Genomic DNA, 18,456 nt, shown 5'->3' on the forward strand with positions numbered 1-18,456 from the left:
AAGGGTCCTCAGCGGGGCGCCATGCGCAGTGCGCCGTCCATCCGGATCGTCTCGCCGTTGAGGTAGTTGTGGGCGACGATGAATTCGGCGAGCTGGGCGTACTCGTCGGGCTCGCCGAGGCGCTGCGGGAACGGGATGCCCTCGGCGAGGGTCTTCTGGAACTCCGGGGTGATCCCGGCGAGCATCGGAGTCTTGATGGTGCCCGGCGCGATCGTGCACACGCGCACGCCGACCTGGGCGAGATCGCGGGCCGCCGAGATTGTCATCGCATGGACGCCGCCCTTGGACGCGGCATAGGCGATCTGACCGATCTGCCCCTCGAACGCGGCCACTGACGCGGTGTTGATGATGACGCCACGAGCGCCGTCGCCGACTGCCGGTTCCTGCTGCATGCGGTTGGCGGCCAACCGCATCACGTTGAACGTGCCGATGAGGTTGATGTCGATGATCTTTCGGAACAGATCGAGATCGTGCGGGCCCTTCTTGCTCAGGATGCGCGACGCCCAGCCGACTCCGGCGCAGTTGACCGCGACGCGCAGCGGGGCGCCCGATTCGGCGATGATGTCGATGGCCGCCGACACCTCGGCCTCACTGGTGACATCGGTCGCGATGAAGTTCACACCGCCCGGCGCACCGTCTTCGGTCGCTTTGTCGATGCCCGCTTGCAGGTCGAGGCCGAAGACCTCGGCGCCGGCGGCGGCGAAGCGGGCCGCGGTGGCCGCACCGAGGCCGGAGGCGGCGCCGGTGACGATGACGGAGGAGCCGGAGACGTCCATCTTGCATGTCCTTTCGGGTCCGACCAGAGGCCGAACATCCCTGGCCGATCGTTCGTTCGGTGTTTTCCCGAACACCCTAGGGTATGTCGTGGCCGGCTGGCTATCGGGACCCATCGGTGTGACTCGGCTGATCGGGTGTGTGATCAAGCACATTCTGATCACGATCGTGCCGATCGGACGCCTGGTGGTCGGCCGCCTGGGCCGCCTGGCGTCGCCGATGGACATGACCGATGTAGACCGAGCCGACGCCGACGAGCACGACCACCGCGGTCACGGTCCCGATGACCACCGGGGTGCTCGCTGCGGTAAGACCCTCGAACAGCAGCCAGCCGGCGAAGACGAAGAACAGCACTGCGGCACCGAGGGCGATGACGCGCTCGGGCAGGTGTTTGCCGAGCAGCATGCCCACCACGATGGCCAGGGCATCAGCGGCGACCATGCCGATCGTCGAACCGATCCACACGCCGAACCAGTCGTTATCGGTGGCCAGGGTGATGGTCGCGAGCATCGTCTTGTCGCCGAGTTCGGCGAGGAAGAACGACGACATCACCGCCAGGAAGACCGAGGCGCCCACGCGGTCGGCCTTGGTCTTCTCCTCGTCGTCGAGGTCGTCGCCGCGCAGTGTCCACAGGCCGAAGATCAGCATCGCCAGGCCGCCGCAGATCGACAGCATGTCCGACGGGATCGACAGACCCAGGAAATGGCCGAAGAACACCGACACCGCGTGGACGGCGGTGGTCGCCACGGTGATGGCGCCGAGAACGATCCACCACTTGTAGCGTAGGGCGTAGGTCATCGCCATCAGCTGCGACTTGTCACCGAGTTCGGCGACGAAGATCACGCCAAAGCTCACCAGGAGAGCAGCAATCATGAGGGCCAGGTTAGCCAGGCCTCAGTGCCATCCGCAACGTCTCGCATGGCCGTATTTGCCCAGGTAGGGGGCACAAAAACGAGAGTTTGGGTACCCTTAACAACCGATCCGGACGGCAGTGCGGGAAGTGTGGGCGGCTTACGCGGCGAGAAGCATCGCCAGCACCGCGGTGTCCGGGTCGGCGCCAGGGTCGATTCCGACCTGATTGCGCAGGTTCACCACGGTGCCGTCGGCCTCGGCCTCGGCCCATCCGGCACGGTGCTCGAGGCCGAGTTCGGGCAGTCCGGGCAGCAGCACACACCCCGAGGCCACCTGCGAACACTCCGGCAACGACGGACGGGTCCGTGACGGCGGATGCAGCATCAGCAGGGCAGGCGGATTGGTGAGGAAGCGCCCGGCCTCCAGGAAGCTGTCGTCGACCACGTTGCCGACGGCGACCATCATCCCGACGGCGTCGTCGGCGGCCTTCTCGGGACGCTCCTCGACGACGCCGAAGATCGTGGTGGTGGGCAGGAATCCGGGCCGGCAGGCGATGCGGACCGAGGCCACCAAGGTCTGGGTCCATTCGAGGGTCGATTCCGGCCAGCGGCCGGAGATGAGGATGCCGTTGAGTTCGCCTTCCTGGTGAACCGGCGTGAGTCCGATCGCGGTGGACTGCATGGTGACTCCCTCCTGGCGAGGTACTACCTGAACCGGCTGGCGAAGAAGCCGGTGAAGAAAATATCCACCCTTCCCAGCGGCGCGACAACTCGAATCACCGCGATGTGACGGTACTTTTACACTTCACGTTCGCAGCCTGCTGGGGACCGTGTGCGCCGAAGCCGCAGCTGGTTGCCCAGCACGTCCAGGCACACTGGTGGGGTGCGAAGAACGACCGAGACACCTTCGGCGGGGAAGCCGAGTGCACCCCGCGGACCGCTGCGCCCGGTCGAGATATCCTCGATCGCGATCTTCGGCGGGTTGGCCGTGGCCGCCGTCGTCATCGCCGCGGTCATCCCACTGGCCAGTGCGGTGCGGGTACTCGCCCCGGTACCGCTGGCTCTGATCGCCGCCCGGACGCGCCCGCGCGCCACCGTCGCGGCGACGGTCGCGACCACCGGGGTCGCCTTCGCGATGGCCGGCAGTGGTGCCGCGCTGTCGGTGTTCGGCTCGGCGGTCCTCGGCGGCATCATCGGCGAACTCAAACGACGCGGCCGTGGCGTGCCGACGATGCTGGCCGCGGGCATCATCGTGGCGCCCGTCGTGGCGGCGGTGACAGTGCTGATCCTGCTGATCCTCACACCCCTGCGTGAGCTGGTGCTGGCCGCGTTGTCCAACTCTCTCGAGGGCGCGGCCCGGTGGATCGGGAAGATTCCGTCGATCGGGGACGGAATCGCCCACGGAATCAACAGCTTCCGCGCCAGTATCGTCGACTGGTGGTGGCTGTGGATTCTGGTGTCGGGGGCTCTCGGCACCTTCCTCACCATCGTGGTGGCCTGGTGGATTCTGGGGGCGGTGATCGAGCGGCTCTCCGACGTGCCCAGCGAGGACACCCTCGACGCCGGCGACGCGGAGGTTCGCGGTGTGATCGGCACCGTCGGTGACGACACAGTCATCGCCCCTCTGCCGATGACTCTGCGCAATGTCGAGTTCTCCTACGAATCCGGCGCTCGGCGCATCCTGCGCGGCATTGACATGAGTATCGAGCCAGGTGAGTTCATCGCCGTCGTCGGCGCCAACGGATCGGGCAAGTCGACGCTGGCCAAGATCCTGGCCGGACGACACCCGTCGGCGGGTACCCTGACCCGTCCAGGTGTTGCGGGCCTCGGTCGCCTCGGCGGTACCGCCATGGTGTTGCAGCGCCCGGAGACGCAGATGCTCGGCTCCCGGGTCGCTGACGACGTCGTCTGGGGTCTGCCCGCGGACGCCGTCGTTGACGTAGAGGCGCTGCTCGCCGAGGTGGGACTGGCCGGGCTCGGTGAACGCGAGACCTCGGATCTGTCCGGCGGCCAGCAGCAGCGCCTGGCCATCGCCGGGGCGTTGGCCCGCAATCCCGCGTTGCTCATCGCCGACGAAGTGACGTCGATGGTCGACCCGCAAGGCCGCGAGGAGATCATGGCGCTGCTCACCGCGTTGCCGCGCACCCGCGGCGTTGCCGTCGTGTTGATCACCCACCGTGCCTCGGAAGCCGCCGCCGCCGACCGCGTCGTGCACATCGTCGACGGTCGGGTCGTCGGAGAATCGCCGACGTGGTTTTCCGCCGCCGGACCGGGCGGCGAGGCGCGGCCGGAGACCGTCGGGGAGACCCACGCGATCGGCCATCGCGCGCCGCTATTGCGGCTGACCAACGTCGGGCATACCTATCTCGCGGGTTCGCCGTGGGAGGTGCGGGCACTGAGCGCGGTGTCGTTGACGATCGATCGTGGTGACGGCCTGCTCATCGTCGGCGGAAATGGTTCGGGGAAAACGACTCTCGCGTGGATCATGGCCGGGCTCATCGAGCCGTCGGAGGGCACGTGCGAACTCGCCGACGGCGACTGGGCCAAGGTCGCCGGCAAGGTCGGCGAGGTCGGGCTGGCCTTCCAGCATGCGCGCCTGCAGATCCAGAAGCAGAATGTCGGCGAGGAGATCATGGCCGCCGGCGGCGAGAAGGTCGGTACCACCGAGGTGGCGCAAGCCCTGGAATCGGTGGGACTCCCGCGTTCAATCGCCGCCGCCCGCACCGACTCGCTCTCGGGTGGTCAGATGCGCCGGGTGGTCCTGGCCGGTCTGCTGGCCCGCCGGCCGGAGGTGCTCGTCCTCGACGAGCCGCTGGCCGGTCTCGACCCCGGTGCCCGCACCGAGGTCATCGGCGTGCTCGCGGGATTGCGGCGGGCGGGTATGACGATCGTGATCATCTCCCACGACTTCGCCTCCCTCGGGGAGGTCTGTGATCGTCGCGTCCATCTGGTCGGCGGTGTCCTCACCGAAGGCGGTACCGACCACGTCGACGACGGTCGCGCACTCGACATCAACCCCCACGAGCCCGAGGTGACCGACGCCGCCCGGCCGACGCTGTTCCGCGGAAAGAGGTCTCACGAATGACCATGCGTACGGTGCCTTTGCGTCAGGTGCCCGGTGACTCGGTGATCCATCGGCTATGGGCGGGCACGAAGCTCCTCGTGGTTCTCCTGCTCAGCGTGATGACCTGGGTACTGCCGTCGTGGCCGGCGCTCGGTATGGTCGCCGCGGTGCTGGTGATCACCGCGCTGATCGCCGGCATCCCCTTGGGTGCGATCCCACGACCGCCGTGGTGGTTCTGGGGGCTGCTGCTCCTCGGGGCGGCCGTCAATGCCGCGGTCAGTGTTGCCGCAGTGGTTGTGTTCGCTCGCGTGACCGCGATGGGGTTTGTGGTGGTGGCGATCTCCATCCTGGTCATCTGGACGACGCCGCTCGCCGATGTTGCTCCTGCGATCGCGACGTTGATGCGACCGCTGCGATGGTTGCGCCTGCCGGTCGATGAATGGGCCGTCTCGATCGCGCTCTGCCTTCGTGGCCTGCCCATGCTGATCGAGGAGCTGCGCCTGCTGCGCGCGGCACACCGGCTGCGTCCGACCGCACCCGCCGACTCCGGACATCCGGCCGCCGAGATGGGCATCATCGACATGGTGGTGGCGGCGATGAGTTCGGCGCTGCGCCGTACCGAGGAGATGGCCGAGGCGATCACCGCACGCGGCGGAACCGGCCGCCTCACCGCCTATCCGTCCCGACCGCACCGGCGAGACTGGGTGGTACTCGGCATCGTTGCCGTCGCCTGCGCCGGGGCGATCACGGCGACGGTGATGCTCTGAGCGTCGGGAGTGCCACGGCGAGCCGGAACCGGTCGTCGATGTTCTCGGCGCGACCTCGCCGACAGGTCACCGACGATCTCGTGCACGATCGCCAGTCCGAGCCCGGCTCCTGCTGATGCCCCGGCGCCGCTGCCGGGGGTGTTTCGCCCCTTCCCCCGACCTCGAAAGACTCGTACGGGTCCTCGGTGGCGTCGCGGTCGCGTGGTCGAGGACGTTGAGGGTGAGGGTAACCGTCCCCGACGCAGTCCACACAGATGAGGATCTCCGAGTCCGCCGGGGCGTGTGTGGCGGTGTTGGTGAGGAGACTGAGCGCCACCCGCCAGGTGCGCGGCTGGTTGCCGGCGACCGTGGTCCGGGTGGCGCTCGGTGTGCTGTGGCTCGGTGTGCTGTGGCTTGATGAGGGCGTGCTGAAATACCGCGCGGGATTCGGCTCCGTCGACATTGGACTCGTCGGGAGTTCGACATTGAATCCGGCTGTCCCGGCGTACTTCACGGCGTTCTCCGACCACGTGTTGAGTCGCACCACAGCCCTGTTCGGGTGTGTGATGGCCGTACTCGAGATGGCGCGGGGAGTCGTTCTCGTCCTCGGTGTGCTCATCCTTCCGATAGCGCTAGACCCGTTCCCAGTGATGACGTACTGGTACGCGGATCAACTCATGGCGCTTACCCGATCAGGGCGCTGTCATCGGCTGTGGTCGTTGCCTTCAGGTCGCGACTGCCGCTGACCGCAGTTCTCGACCGGAGTTCCGCGACGTACACCTCGCGCATGTGGCGATCACTGGACGAGTGCGGCGGTGGTTGTGAGTGGACCGGTGGTGGGGGTCGTCAGTTCGGGCACTGAGCGGTGAATTGCCAGACCGTGCTTCTCGAATCTGTGGTGACCCGTACCGTGACCACCGAGGAAGAACCCCGCGGTACTGCGACTCGGATACTTCCTGAGCCCGGTCCCGCCAGGGGGCGATGGAACGTGTTCGCTGACTCGGAACCGCGCCATCCGGTGGTGGCGATCTGCTGGTTCTGATAGATCACATCGAACCTGTCGGGTTCGTCCTCTGCATCGAAGTTCAGCACGAATGACGTGGGGCCGGTCCGACCAATGCTCTTGGGGAAAGTCTGCGGTTCGGCGGCGTAGCCTCCGGAGCGCGGCGTGTTTTCGACATCGCAGGGCGTGACCGGGCCGCTATAGGCCGGGTCCTGGGTTCCGTCGGCCTGGGCCAGACCGGGGGCGGCGACGGTCAAAGCGGCTGCCGACAGGGCCGTGGCGGCCAGGGCGTGGATGGTGCGAGAGGGCACGAGTTCTCCTTCGAGGGAACGTCACGGTGAACAGAGCAGTGCGACGATAACCGCCTCGGTGATGAGGCCGATATCGGTTGTTCGGCCCATTCATCTCTGTTCGACGTCGTCCGTTCGGCCGAAAAGCGCCGTATGGCAACAGAACTGGGGAAGCCCGTCAGTTGCGTGATGTCGCGACGTGGATCACTCCGGAATTGCCGGACGAAGCATGCGTGATCTCGCATGGCCGATCTGCCATCATGAACACATGCGGAGCTATCTGGTGTATTTCGCCGGCTATTGCGCCCTGGTGGCAGTGGTGATGAGCGCTGTCGCGATGGCAGTGGCTGCGGTATTCGGCGGGCCTGCGACCTGGGGTGTGATATTGCTGGCGCCGATGTTAGCGGCGAGTGCCGCGGGCAGTCGGTTCGTCGCGGACCACGACCGGTTGCCGAGCCGGCAAGAGCGATGGTTCTTGACGAACCGGTCTTTCGTCATTGTGCTCGCCGGAACGGTGGTGGCCGGTGGGATGGCACTTGTAGTGACGTTCTTCCGCCGTTCCGGGGTCATGGCCGAGGCATCTGACGGATCGCACTGGATCGTGATGGTGGTGGGTGGGCTGGTGGTGCTGGCACTGAGCTACGGCGCCATCTACGTCGGCTACGGGTGGTACACCAGCAGGCAGTATGCGGCCGGGCGGAGGCGACGGGCGCGACAGGCCGCGCGACGTGGCGGTAGACGGTGAGACCCTGTCCGGGCCACTGACAGTGGCCGAATCGCAAACAGCGGCCGACCCATCGGGTCGGCCGCCGTTTGCGGTGAGGACGAAGACTCAGGCGGGGACGACGAGGCCCTTGCCCTGGCTGGTCGCCCGGCCGAAGCGCTCGGCGGCGTCGGCCCAGTTGACCACGTTCCACCACGCCTTGACGTAGTCCGGCTTGACGTTCTGGTAGTCGAGGTAGAAGGCATGCTCCCACATGTCGAGCATGACGACCGGGATGATCGCGGCGGGGATGTTGCCGCTCTGGTCGGTCAGTTGCAGGATCACGAGCTTGCCACCGATGGTGTCGTAGCCCAGGATCGCCCAGCCTGATCCCTGCAGCGTGGTCGCCGCGGCGGTGAAGTGGGCCTGGAACTTGTCGAAGCCACCGAACTGGTCATCGATGGCGGCGGCCAGGTCGCCCTCGGGCTTGTCGCCGCCGTTCGGTGACAGGTTCTTCCAGAAGATCGAGTGGTTGGTGTGGCCACCCAGGTGGAACGACAGGGTTGCCGACAGTCCGTAGACCTTGCCGGCGATCGAGCCGTCTGCACGAGCCTCGGCCAGCTTGTCGAGGGTGTCGTTCGCGCCCTTGACGTAGGTCGCGTGGTGCTTGTCGTGATGGAGCTCCATGATCCTGCCGGAGATGTGCGGCTCCAGTGCCGCGTAGTCGTACGGGAGATCCGGCAAGGTGTATTCGGCCACGGTAATCCTCTCTGCGCACATACCCCCTTGGGCACATGCCGTTCGGGTGTTGCTTTCACTATCGACGCGTGCGTGATCGCCCAGGGTGGACGCCGCCTCGCGGATGCTTCCAGCCTTCCCCAGTGTTTGTGGGAATGCAACAAACACGGCCCAACAAAGTTCAGGCAGGGTTGAGGTATTGACGAGGTGCGGTCAACGAGAACCCAAGAAGCACAATGGATGTGCGGGATTCATAACGAGTATCGATTCGCTGTGAGCGAATCGCTTCGGATGCTGCGCCCTCACCAGAGGGCGAGCGCGACGAGCAACACGACGAGCGCGAAGATACTCAGACCGATGCCGATGCACGAGGAGCGAACGTTGTAGGTGGGACGGGGGATCGACTGGCCACGCGTGAGCGACGGACGAAGATCGTGGGTCGCATCAGTGGCCATCGTCGTCCTTACGGGTTTGCGGGTCGCGTGGTGGACCAGGCGCCTCGGGGCTGTCGAGCCGGACTTCTCAGTGACGGATATCACAGCCGTCTTCGCCATCATAAACACACTGGCAGTTCGGGCTCAACCTCGCCCTCGGTGGCCCGCGTAGACTCGATCCCATGTCGTGGCTTGACGAGCTCCTCACCTCCCGCTCCGGAAAGCAGCAGCTGATCTCGGCCGAAGCGGCGTTGCCGGGCCGTGCGACGCCGGTCCCGCTCGCCGCGGAGAACATCGTGTTGCACCGCCCGATGCGTGGTGAATCCGCCGACGACGGTCCTGGCATCGGCATCTTTCCCGACGGGCTCTCGGCGGTGGTCCTGGCCGGCGGTTGCTTCTGGGGTGTCGAGGAGATCTTCTGGCAGGTACCGGGGGTGTGGACCACCGCGGTCGGCTACGCCGGCGGTTACACACCCAACCCGACCTACGAGGAGACCTGCACCGCTCGCACCGGGCACACGGAGTCGACGCTGGTCGTCTTCGATCCCACGCAGGTCAGCCTCGAAAAAATCCTGCAGATCTTCTGGGAGAACCACGACCCGACGCAGGAGATGCGGCAGGGCAACGACATCGGCACCCAGTACCGTTCGGCGATCTTCACCCTCTCCGATACCGACGCCGAGACGGCCACGGCGAGTGCGGCCACCTTCCAGAAAGCACTCGACGACGCCAGTCTGGGGCCGATCACCACCGAGATCGCAGCGCTCGAGCGGGCCGGTGACGGGCATTTCTACTACGCCGAGGACTATCACCAGCAGTACCTCGCGAAGAACCCGCACGGGTATCGCTGCCACGCGGCCACCGGCATCGCCTACCCGTCCTGAGCCGCGGCGGTGCCCCCATCCATTACTGCGGGGCAGTGGAATCGGACACTGCTGCGTCGTCAACACCTACTCGACCGCGCCGACGAGGACGCCATCGAGGTGATCGACCGGCTCGTCGGCATGCAGTCACAGGACCCGAGAGCCGCCTTTTTCGGATTGCAGTGCCGCATCGAGCGTTTCACACCCGACGAACTCGATGAGCTGCTCACCGACCGGGAGGTCGTGCGGATGGCGTTGCTGCGCGGTACCGTCTTCCTCATCGACGGCGCCGATGCCCGCTGGATTCGGCCCCTCGCGCAGCCGGTCCTCGACGGCGAACTGTGGTCGGCGCACGCCTCCACACTCGCGTCGAGCACCCCGATCGCGGTGATCGATGATGCCCGGGAGTTGTTGCGCGACGGCCCGATCGGCGGCGACGAGCTCGGACGCGCTCTCGCCGAACGGCATCCCGCGGAAAAGCCGTCGACGCTGACCGGGATGGCACGATGTGCGCTGCCGCTGGTGCAGGTCCCGCCGCGGGGACTCTGGCGCGGCAGTGGCCGCCCGACCTATGCGCTTCTCGACGACTGGATCGGTCCCGGCCATCCGGCGCTCGACGGCGAGGAGGCGCGCTGCGAGCTGATCCGGCTCTACCTGCGCGGCTTCGGCCCGGCGTCGATCGCCGCGATCGGAAAGTGGTCGGGGCTCAGGGGGTTACGTCCGCTCATCGAACAGATGGAGCGCGAGTGGGAGCTGACCGCCTACACCGGACCTCAGGGGCAGACGCTCTACGACCTCGAAGGTCTCGACCTCGCCGACGAGGACGAGCCCGCGCCCGTCCGGCTGATCGCGCCGTTCGACCACGTCCTCGTCGCCCAGGGTGATCGGGCCCGTATCGCCGACGACGACCTGTTCGCACGGACCGTCACCCCCAACGGGCGCTCGCCGGGCTTCGTCCTTCTCGACGGCCGGCTGGCCGGCACCTGGCGGATACCGCCGGGCACCGGGACCGTGGAGACAGCCCTTTTCGGCACTCCGGGCCACGGGGTGCGGGCCGAACTCGACGAGGAAATCTCCCGGCTCGAGGAGTGGGTGCGTGACAGCCGCGTCGATGGTGCGGAGTCTCATGTCACTGACCCGTCCGAGGATTCCGGTCGGTGATGCAGTAGTGCCTGCCGCCCGGGTCGGTCATCACCGTCCATGACGGGTACCGGGCCACGACGCGGGCGCCCCAGTCCTCGTGGCGGCCCACCTCGTCGTCGACCGATGTGGTGGCCAGGTCGAGATGGGCCGACGCGCGCCCAGGGACCTTGCGGGTATCGGCGCCCTTCTTGATCTCGGCGCCCTCGTCGCAATTGTCGGCGAAATCCAAGCGCTGCAACAATATTCCGAGACTCAACGCCGGGTCGCGGCGAAGCGCGACGAATTCGGCACGGGCCCGCCGCTGCGTCGGCCAGCCCGTCAACCGTGACCAGAAGACGACTTCGCGATCGAACAGCGGTGCCGCTACATCGATACAGATCTGGTCGATGATCGAGATCGTGTCCTCCGGCCATCGGATCGGGCGGGCGCGACGCGGCGAACCCGCCGCGGGCACCAGGCAGAAGCGCATACCAGCGGGCGAGTCGTAGACCAGATGGGTCGGATGATCGGCGACCATCCTCGCCCCCAGTTCGTCTGCCTCGATCGCCGCGGCCCTCGGATCATCGACATGGATGTCGAGGTGAACGCCACCGTCGCCGTCCCGGATCCGCTGTACCCGCAGGTGGGCATCTCCGCTGAAGGGTTCGAGCGTGGCGAACTCGCGGTGCTCACCGCGCGGGGGCGACACCGTCGATCCGGTGATCGCGCGCCAATAGGTGACCTCGGTCCCGAAGACCGACGCGCCGAAGTCCAGGAACGCGGTGAGCCAGCGGATCTGCACGTCAGCAGTCTAGGGTGCCGACCCAATGCGAACGATGCCCTAGGCTCGGTGAGATGAGCCGTGGACCGCTGGGGCGGATAGCGAAGAAGTTGGCGCACAAGCGGTCGGGCAAGGTCGCCGTGGTGCGCCTGGACGGGGTGATCGGCCACGGCGGGCCGGGGCGGGCGGGATTGTCGACGACGAGTGTCGAGCCGGTTCTCTCGCGCGCCTTCGACATCGAGCACCTGCGCGCGGTCGTCATCGTCATCAATTCCCCGGGGGGGTCGCCGACGCAGTCGGAGTACATCGCCGAACGTATTCGGCAACTCGCCTCGGAGAAGGGCGTGCGCGTTCTGGCGTTTTGCGAGGACATCGTCGCCTCGGGCGGCTACTGGATCGCGTGTGCGGCCGATGAGATCTACGCCGCCCATACCTCGCTCGTCGGGTCGATCGGAGTGGTGTCGTCCGGATTCGGGTTCGTCGACGTTCTCGGTCGGCTCGGGGTGGAACGGCGTCTGTACTCGGCCGGCGAGAACAAGGTGCGGCTCGACTCCTTCTCGCCGGAGAAGGCCGACGACGTCGAGTGGTTGCGTGGTCTGCAGCACCAACTCCATGACACGTTCATCCGGTGGGTGCGCCAGCGCCGCGGCAAACGACTCGCAGCCGCAGACGAGGTCCTGTTCACGGGGGACGTGTGGATCGGCGAGCGGGCCGCCGAACTCGGACTCGTCGACGGCGTCGGGGTCATGCGATCGGTAGTGGCCGAGCATTATCCCGATGCCGAGATCACCGTCGTCGACGCTCCCAAACCGTTGCTCACGCGGATCGTCGGCGATCAGGTCCGCGCATCGGTGGTCGCCGAGGAGCTGATCGGCGGCGCCCTGAGTGCGCTCGAACGCGCCACTGAGGTGCGCCTACGCTGACCCGGGCCATCGCTCTGCCGTTGCGACACCGGGCCGTACTCGTGCTGATGCGATGCGCATCATCCGACCGGTTGACTGTTGTCCCCACGTTATCCACAGGTAATGGGGATGAATGCGCACTCCGCATTTCGCTCATGCGCTGCACTGTCGTGAACTGTTTGACGCGCTGCTGTTGTGAACTCGTGACCGCCGTCACGGCCGGGTCGGTCGACCGTGTGCAGTTCTCCACATATTCCACAGTCTCATCCACACCTTGATGGTCTGCTGTGCTTCAGGTCACAGGGGGCGCGGACGTGCATGTGGATAGCGTTATGTAGACATACATAGAGCGCTGTCTGGATATCGACGGCTGTCAAGTCGGTGGTGTACTGCGTCGACTCGTCGGCCGGACCGACGCGCCGGAGGTGACCATCGTCGTGCGGCGGCGCGGTCGGTATCGCCGCGCCTGTGCGACGATGGGTTGGTGAGCATGGGCGAGATTCCACAGGTTCCCGTGACCGAGCTGCCGGATGACTTCAGCGCCGCCGCCGGCAAGGTACTGCTCGATGTCCGCGAGGATGACGAGTGGGCCGACGGCCACGTCCGCGGTGCCCTCCACATCCCCCTCGGAGAGGTCCCCGGTCGACTCGACGAGATCGACCCCGACACCGACCTCTACGTCATCTGTCACTCCAGTGGTCGGTCGATGCGTGTCCTTCAATACCTGCTGCAGGTCGGCTATGACGGCAGCTGTGTGCGTGGCGGGATGCTGGCCTGGCGCGAGAACGGCAAGCCGGTGGAGTGCGAATCAGGGCCGGTCTGAGGATGCTCGACCTCTGCCCGCGCTGCCGAATCCAGGCTCCGCACCGAGACGGACGCGACCGCTGTCCCCGGTGCGGCGGCCCGCTGACCCTCGTGGCCTCCGACGTCGAGGCCGCCGCGCTCGTCGCCGCCTACCAGCAGTCGCCCAGTGCGCCGCCGCGTCCCGCCGCCTACCGCCCTCCGGCCCGGCAGCCGTCCGGTCCGCGACCACCTACCGGTCCGCCACGGATGTACGGCGGCCGTCGAGTGCGATGGGTGGCCCGCCGCCCGGACGACACCCTGCCGCCGCAGCGACCGCCACGGCGCACCGGCCCGCGGCTGATCCCGCGGTATGTCTACCTACCTCGGTGGGGTCTCGTCGACACCCCGGTGACCGAGGGCGAACCGCGCAACTCTCCCGCCCACCTGGGAATGGCACTGACCGGCGCCTTGCAGATCGCCGGGGCCGCGTTCGTCGCGTCGACGTGTGCGCACCTGCTCCGGTATCTCCTGCTGGTGATCAACCGATCGACGACGCTGCCCGGCTGGCTGATCGGTCTCAGCACGGTGCTGGTGTTGTCCGCCGGACTGCTCGCGCTTGCCGGATCCGTCTATACGATCGTTGCCTTCGTCCGGTGGCTGTTGGCTGTGCGAACCGAAACATACCGCGTGCGAGGATTTTTCGACCCGCGGCCGCGGTGGCAGAGCATTCCGCTGGCCGCGATTCCGCTCGTCAACGTAGCCGGTGCAGCGTTGCTGTTAGGTGAACCCGCCGAGATGCTCGACGACGTCGCGCGTAGTGCCGCACGCATCCGGCTGCGCAAACTCTGGGTCGGTTGGACGGTGGTCAACACGATCGCGGTGCTCACCGTCATCACCTGGTGGGTGGGGGCGGCATCGGGCTCCATCCAAACCAGTGCGGACGCGCTGTTCATGGTTGCGCTCACCGCGGCGGTCTCGGCGGCGTTCGCCTTCTGGGCCGCACATCGGTTGCCCGCGGTGTTCTCGGTGAGTTCCGCCGAACCAACGGTCCCCGCACACCGATGGGTGGTGGTCGCGTGAACGTCGCCGAGCAGGTCTCAAGGTCGGGTAAACCGGCCGTCGTTGCGCATCGCGGTGCGTCTGCGGCGGTGGCCGAACACACCTTGGCCGCGTACGAACTCGCGCTCGAACAAGGTGCCGACGGGCTCGAGTGCGACGTCCGACTGACCGCCGACCACGAGCTGGTCTGCATTCACGACCGCACGGTGGACCGCACCTCCGACGGCACCGGCATCGTCAGCGAGATGACGCTGGCGCAGCTGCGCGAACTCGACTTCGGCAGCTGGCACACCGGGGGTGGTCCGGCCGAGGTCCTGACCCTCGCCGAATTGCTGACCCTAACCCTGGACTGGCGTCGCCCGGTCCGGTTGTTCATCGAGACCAAGCATCCGGTGCGCTTCGGCAGTCTCGTCGAACAACAGCTGCTGTCGACCCTGCACGACTTTGGTGTGGCGACCCCGCCGTCGGCGGATCACAGTCGGGCCGTGGTCATCTCGTTCTCTTCGGCGGGCGTGTGGCGAATCCGCCGGCACGCGCCGATCCTGCCGACCATCCTGCTCGGCGAGACTGCGCGTGTCCTCGGCGGCAGCGCCGCGACTGCCGTCGGTGCGACCGGCATCGGGCCGTCGGTGGAGACGCTGCGGATGCATCCCGAACTTGTCGACAAGGCTGCCGCTGCGGGCCGCGTCACCTACTGCTGGACGGTCGATGAGGAGGCCGACGTCCAGTTGTGTGCCGACCTCGGTGTCCGCTGGATCGCCACCAACCATCCGCAGAAGGTGCGCGACTGGCTCGTCACCGTCGATTGACATGCAGCAAGCGCACGCGTCGGTGCCGTTGGCGTTCGTGAGAGGGTGGTCCCATGGGCAAGAAGAGCAAGCGGGGCAGCGGTCCGCGTCCGGGAAGTCATCGAGCCGAGCGGGTGGCCGCACGCAAGGCGCGGGCGGCGGCAGCACTGACGCCGTCGCCGCGCCCGTTCGCCGGCCTCGCCGCCGAGTGCGACCTGGTGGCGTTGCGCGCTTTCGTCCCGTCGGCGACCGCGGTGCTCGACCTCGTCGAGCCGGGACCACCGCAACCGGAGTTGACGTCGGTGATGCCCGACGACACCGCGCCGGCGCCGCAGGCACCGGATGCGACGCGCAACAACGTCGTGCTGGCTACCATCCTGCCCGGCGCGGTCGCGGCGATCACCCGTGAAGTACGCGGCGCCACAGAGGGTTTGGCGGCATTGCAGACCGATCCCGACCCCGATGACCTGAATCGGGCGCTCGCGGCGGCCATCGAATGGGCTGCACACACCGGCCCCGGAAACGAGTACCGGCACGGCGGCGAGGAGGCCGACTGCCCCGAGCTCGCCGACATCCTCGACGTCGATGCGCAGTTGCCGATCATTGTGCATAACGACTTCTCGTGGTGGTTCCCGCCGGGCAACGAGGTGCCGCCGGAGATCGCGACGATGCTCGAGCGCGCCAACGAGACCGTACTGCCCACCGCACGCATGCACGTCGACAGCGGCAACGGGGCGCCCTGGTGGGTCGATGCCGGAGAACGAGCCCACCTGCGCTGGGTCCGACCCGAACCGGAGGACGACGTCATGACCGCCCTCGCGCGTCTGCACGCCAAGGGGCGGCTGACCCTGGGTGAGGGCTCGCGGTTCGCCGGATCGTTCCGCACCCACGGACTGCTGGTTCCGGTGTTCGACCTCGACAACGAGCGTCATCACGAGGAGTGGTACGACGCGCTGGATCAGTTCGACGGGTGGCTCACCGATGCGCTCGCCCAGACCACTGAACTGACTGTCGAAGAACGCCGTTCACGCGACGGCATCCGCGGTCGGCAGGTCACGCTGCGCTGAGGCGTAACGCAAGCGGTTCGTCAGATGCGTGGCAATCGTGCCCGGCGGGTGCGGCGTCGGCGGGAGGCGGCCGCACCGAAGGTGACGAGGATGATCGCCACCATCGCCGCGGCCAGACTCGCCGACGGCCACCAGCGGGCGAACCCGTCAGCGATGGCGCTGCCACTGGCCGAATGCGGCCACGTACTCGCCCCCAAGAGGAACGCCACGGCAAGGAAGGTCACGGCCGTTCCGTACACCGCTGCCATGGCGGCGAACCAGCGTGGCACCGTGGTGTGTCGGTCGGCTCGGGAGCTGATGCCTCTCTGTGGGTTCCTACGCGATGAAGCCATGGGCCCACCCTGCCCGACGCTGCTGAAGAATGGCTGAATATCGCCAGAGTTTCTTTCCGCTCCGGGAACAAACCGTCTACTCGGGTATTGGGCAGGGTGGATGACGGCAGATGGTCAGAGGTTGCCGCCGGCCGCGGTGGGCGCGGTGGCATCGGGAGCGGCTGGGCCGTTCACCTCGCGCTCGACGAAGTTCTCCATATCGAACAGGTTGCCGTTGGCGCGCTCGGCGATGGTCTGCAGCGTCGTCATGGTGGCGACCTCCTCGACCTGCTCCTTCAAGAACCACTGCATGAACTGCTCGCCGAGGTAGTCACCGCTGTCGCGGGCGGACTTGGCCAAGTCGACGATCTGCTGCGTCACCCGGCGCTCCTGTTCCAGAGCCAGGTCTATGGGTGATCGATAGTCGGCGAAATCGTTACGCGGAGCGTCGATTCCGGGGATCTCGACTTCCATGTCGCGGTCGAGGAAGTACTGCACCACCATCATCGCGTGGTTGCGTTCTTCGACGGCCTGCGCATAGAAGTGCTTGGCCAACTGCGGCATGTCGTGGTTGTCGTAGTAGACCGCGGCGGCGATGTATTGCTGCGACGCGGCAAACTCGTTGCCGATCTGGTCATGCAGCAACTGGTGGAACTTGGTGCGTTCGGGAGTGCTCATAGCGGACAGGGTAGAGGGTGTGAGCAGGGCATTTCATCCCAGTGAAGCCTTAGAAAGGCGAGTCTGGCCTACCTTGTGGGCTTCGCCGACCGGGTCAACCGGCCGGCTGGTTGAGGTATTCCTGGGGGATCTGGCGACCCCGACGCAGAGTGTCGAAGAACTGTGTTGTCGTGTCGTCGACGGCCAACGAACTGCCGTCGTCGGTGTCGACGGGACCGCCGTTGGGGGTGGTGATCGTCTGCGGTGAGCTGCGTAGCCACCACGCGAGCTGCGCGAGATCCCAGACGTGCGTGCCGTTGTCGACGGTCAGGGTGTCGACCGTGCCGTTGACCAACGGAAACAACCGAAACGGATTCAACAGCACCGATGGGCTGGTCGCCTTGGCCATCAACGCCGCCAAGAACTTTCGTTGGTTCTGAACGCGCACGAGGTCGGCGTCGGCGAAGGCGCGGGTGCGCACGAAGCCCAATGCCTGTGTGCCGTTCAGGGTCTGGCAGCCGGCCTTGAGATTCAACCCGGCCTTGGGATCTCGCAGTGGGGTGTCGATGCACATGTGCACGCCGCCGACGGCGTCGACGAGGGTGTCGAAGCCGCCGAATCCGATCTCGGCGTAGTGGTCGATGTGCACCCCGGACAGTCCTTCGACGGTCTGGATCAACAGGGTCGGGCCGCCGAAGTTGAAGGCGGCGTTGATCTTATGGCTGCCCTGCCCGGGAATCGGGACGTAGAGATCACGCGGGATGCTGATGATCGTCGCCTTCCCCGACGGCGGCTTGTAGATCAACATCATGGTGTCGGTGCGCGCACCCGAGTCGTCACCGGTCGACAACTGTTTGCGTTGCTCCTCGGTGAGGCCGCTGCGCGCATCGGTGCCGACGATCAACCAGGTGGTCCCCGGGGTGCTCGCAGGCTTACCGGCGTACGGGGCGAGTGCGTCGACCCGGTGCAGTTTGGAGTCGTAGTAGAACATCAACGCCACCGGCGTGATCACCAGGACCAGCAGTAACACCAGCAGGATGGTCCCGACCCTGCGGCGGGTCAGGCGACGGGTGCCACGCGGGCGACGCAGCGCGCGCTTGCGCCGGTCGGGTTCCTTGGGGGCGACCGGACGCGGGGCGTCGGGGCGCGGCCTGCGCGGTGGCGCGTCGGAGGCGGATCGGCTCTGCGCCGGCACCGGCTTGCGGGCCGGCCGCTCGCGTCCGGGGATCGGCTCGGGCTGTTGTGGCGGTGCGTACCCGGGAACGCCCGAATAGGCCTTCGGTGGTTCGTAGACGTCGCTGCGCGGACGGTTCGGTGGTGCGACCCGGCGCGTCGGGTCGGCGGCGTCGGGTGTTGGAGGTGTGGGGCGTCCGGACGGCCGCGGGTTCTGCGGAACCGGGGGTCGGCGATCGGCGCCGCGCGGGAATTGGCCCGGCGGGTACGGGCCCCGGGGGCCCTGGTGCGAGGGGGGCGGTCCCATCGGTGCCGGATTCCGCCGCGGCGGGGCGGGCGGAGGGCCG

The 18,456-nt window shown here is 67.1% G+C and carries 21 protein-coding genes; 11 read left to right on the forward strand and 10 right to left on the reverse strand.

What is annotated here, in order from left to right:
- Positions 1-8 precede the first annotated feature (8 nt).
- From EF294_RS13195 to EF294_RS13205, 3 genes are all read right to left on the reverse strand, one after another.
- Positions 9-776, reverse strand: coding sequence for an SDR family NAD(P)-dependent oxidoreductase (locus EF294_RS13195; RefSeq protein WP_123930686.1), 768 nt, complete (start codon positions 774-776; stop codon positions 9-11).
- 100 nt (positions 777-876) lie between these two features.
- Entirely contained in the window at positions 877-1,647 is a 771-nt protein-coding gene (locus tag EF294_RS13200; protein WP_123930689.1) for a TMEM165/GDT1 family protein, read from the reverse strand.
- Between the two features lie 138 nt (positions 1,648-1,785).
- Positions 1,786-2,307 (reverse strand): peptidase, encoded by a 522-nt coding sequence (locus EF294_RS13205; protein ID WP_123930693.1) that lies wholly within the window; start codon positions 2,305-2,307, stop codon positions 1,786-1,788.
- Between the two features lie 201 nt (positions 2,308-2,508).
- On the opposite strand from EF294_RS13205, the gene EF294_RS13210 reads away from it, so the two are divergent.
- From EF294_RS13210 to EF294_RS13220, 3 genes are all read left to right on the forward strand, one after another.
- Positions 2,509-4,710 carry an ABC transporter ATP-binding protein gene (locus tag EF294_RS13210; RefSeq protein ID WP_123930696.1) on the forward strand — a complete coding sequence of 734 codons (2,202 nt, stop codon included), beginning with the start codon at positions 2,509-2,511 and terminating at the stop codon, positions 4,708-4,710.
- Entirely contained in the window at positions 4,707-5,456 is a 750-nt protein-coding gene (locus tag EF294_RS13215; protein ID WP_123930698.1) for an energy-coupling factor transporter transmembrane component T family protein, read from the forward strand. The genes EF294_RS13210 and EF294_RS13215 overlap by 4 nt, the downstream gene beginning before the upstream one ends.
- Positions 5,457-5,710: 254 nt before the next feature.
- Entirely contained in the window at positions 5,711-6,181 is a 471-nt protein-coding gene (locus tag EF294_RS13220) for a hypothetical protein (protein ID WP_246007838.1), read from the forward strand.
- A gap of 100 nt (positions 6,182-6,281) precedes the next feature.
- On the opposite strand, the gene EF294_RS13225 is transcribed toward EF294_RS13220, so the two are convergent.
- Positions 6,282-6,749 (reverse strand): hypothetical protein, encoded by a 468-nt coding sequence (locus EF294_RS13225; protein ID WP_123930701.1) that lies wholly within the window; start codon positions 6,747-6,749, stop codon positions 6,282-6,284.
- Positions 6,750-6,996: 247 nt separating this feature from the next.
- Here EF294_RS13225 and EF294_RS13230 point away from each other — a divergent pair, with 247 nt between their 5' ends.
- The gene (locus tag EF294_RS13230; RefSeq protein ID WP_123930704.1) at positions 6,997-7,473 is read left to right on the forward strand and encodes an ABZJ_00895 family protein; all 477 of its coding nucleotides are present in this window, start codon (positions 6,997-6,999) and stop codon (positions 7,471-7,473) included.
- A gap of 87 nt (positions 7,474-7,560) precedes the next feature.
- Here the strand turns inward: EF294_RS13230 and EF294_RS13235 are convergent, their stop codons facing one another.
- Both EF294_RS13235 and EF294_RS21470 read right to left on the reverse strand, forming a co-directional pair.
- On the reverse strand, positions 7,561-8,190 hold the full coding sequence (locus EF294_RS13235) for a superoxide dismutase (RefSeq protein WP_123930707.1): 630 nt from the start codon (positions 8,188-8,190) through the stop codon (positions 7,561-7,563).
- A 281-nt stretch (positions 8,191-8,471) separates the two neighbouring features.
- Positions 8,472-8,624: a hypothetical protein gene (locus tag EF294_RS21470; protein ID WP_014358428.1), complete on the reverse strand. Its 153-nt coding sequence runs from the start codon at positions 8,622-8,624 to the stop codon at positions 8,472-8,474.
- A 161-nt stretch (positions 8,625-8,785) separates the two neighbouring features.
- Between EF294_RS21470 and msrA the strand changes: the two genes are divergently transcribed.
- Both msrA and EF294_RS13245 read left to right on the forward strand, forming a co-directional pair.
- The gene (msrA, locus tag EF294_RS13240; RefSeq protein ID WP_123930710.1) at positions 8,786-9,487 is read left to right on the forward strand and encodes a peptide-methionine (S)-S-oxide reductase MsrA; all 702 of its coding nucleotides are present in this window, start codon (positions 8,786-8,788) and stop codon (positions 9,485-9,487) included.
- A 9-nt stretch (positions 9,488-9,496) separates the two neighbouring features.
- Positions 9,497-10,627, forward strand: coding sequence for a winged helix DNA-binding domain-containing protein (locus tag EF294_RS13245; RefSeq protein WP_123930713.1), 1,131 nt, complete (start codon positions 9,497-9,499; stop codon positions 10,625-10,627).
- On the opposite strand, the gene EF294_RS13250 is transcribed toward EF294_RS13245, so the two are convergent.
- On the reverse strand, positions 10,596-11,390 hold the full coding sequence (locus EF294_RS13250) for a VOC family protein (RefSeq protein WP_123930716.1): 795 nt from the start codon (positions 11,388-11,390) through the stop codon (positions 10,596-10,598). The two genes, EF294_RS13245 and EF294_RS13250, sit on opposite strands and share 32 nt — an antisense overlap.
- Before the next feature lie 53 nt (positions 11,391-11,443).
- Here EF294_RS13250 and EF294_RS13255 point away from each other — a divergent pair, with 53 nt between their 5' ends.
- The 5 genes from EF294_RS13255 to EF294_RS13275 all read left to right on the forward strand — a co-directional run bounded on the left by EF294_RS13255 (position 11,444) and on the right by EF294_RS13275 (position 15,968).
- On the forward strand, positions 11,444-12,292 hold the full coding sequence (locus EF294_RS13255; RefSeq protein ID WP_123930719.1) for a S49 family peptidase: 849 nt from the start codon (positions 11,444-11,446) through the stop codon (positions 12,290-12,292).
- A gap of 469 nt (positions 12,293-12,761) precedes the next feature.
- Entirely contained in the window at positions 12,762-13,094 is a 333-nt protein-coding gene (locus EF294_RS13260; RefSeq protein WP_123930927.1) for a rhodanese-like domain-containing protein, read from the forward strand.
- Between the two features lie 92 nt (positions 13,095-13,186).
- Complete coding sequence (locus tag EF294_RS13265; protein WP_246007839.1) at positions 13,187-14,134, forward strand: DUF4328 domain-containing protein; 948 nt, start codon at positions 13,187-13,189, stop codon at positions 14,132-14,134.
- Positions 14,116-14,922: a glycerophosphodiester phosphodiesterase gene (locus tag EF294_RS13270; RefSeq protein WP_185091069.1), complete on the forward strand. Its 807-nt coding sequence runs from the start codon at positions 14,116-14,118 to the stop codon at positions 14,920-14,922. Before EF294_RS13265 ends, EF294_RS13270 begins: the two co-directional genes overlap by 19 nt.
- 53 nt (positions 14,923-14,975) lie before the next feature.
- Positions 14,976-15,968: a DUF5926 family protein gene (locus EF294_RS13275; protein WP_123930728.1), complete on the forward strand. Its 993-nt coding sequence runs from the start codon at positions 14,976-14,978 to the stop codon at positions 15,966-15,968.
- A 20-nt stretch (positions 15,969-15,988) separates the two neighbouring features.
- On the opposite strand, the gene EF294_RS13280 is transcribed toward EF294_RS13275, so the two are convergent.
- The 3 genes from EF294_RS13280 to EF294_RS13290 form a co-directional block, all read right to left on the reverse strand.
- The gene (locus EF294_RS13280) at positions 15,989-16,192 is read right to left on the reverse strand and encodes a hypothetical protein (protein ID WP_246007840.1); all 204 of its coding nucleotides are present in this window, start codon (positions 16,190-16,192) and stop codon (positions 15,989-15,991) included.
- A gap of 222 nt (positions 16,193-16,414) precedes the next feature.
- Entirely contained in the window at positions 16,415-16,957 is a 543-nt protein-coding gene (locus EF294_RS13285) for a ferritin (RefSeq protein WP_123930734.1), read from the reverse strand.
- A 94-nt stretch (positions 16,958-17,051) separates the two neighbouring features.
- Positions 17,052-18,416: an LCP family protein gene (locus tag EF294_RS13290; protein ID WP_246007841.1), complete on the reverse strand. Its 1,365-nt coding sequence runs from the start codon at positions 18,414-18,416 to the stop codon at positions 17,052-17,054.
- Positions 18,417-18,456 lie beyond the last annotated feature (40 nt).

It is taken from the genome of Gordonia oryzae (assembly GCF_003797185.1).
Lineage (GTDB): Bacteria > Actinomycetota > Actinomycetes > Mycobacteriales > Mycobacteriaceae > Gordonia > Gordonia oryzae.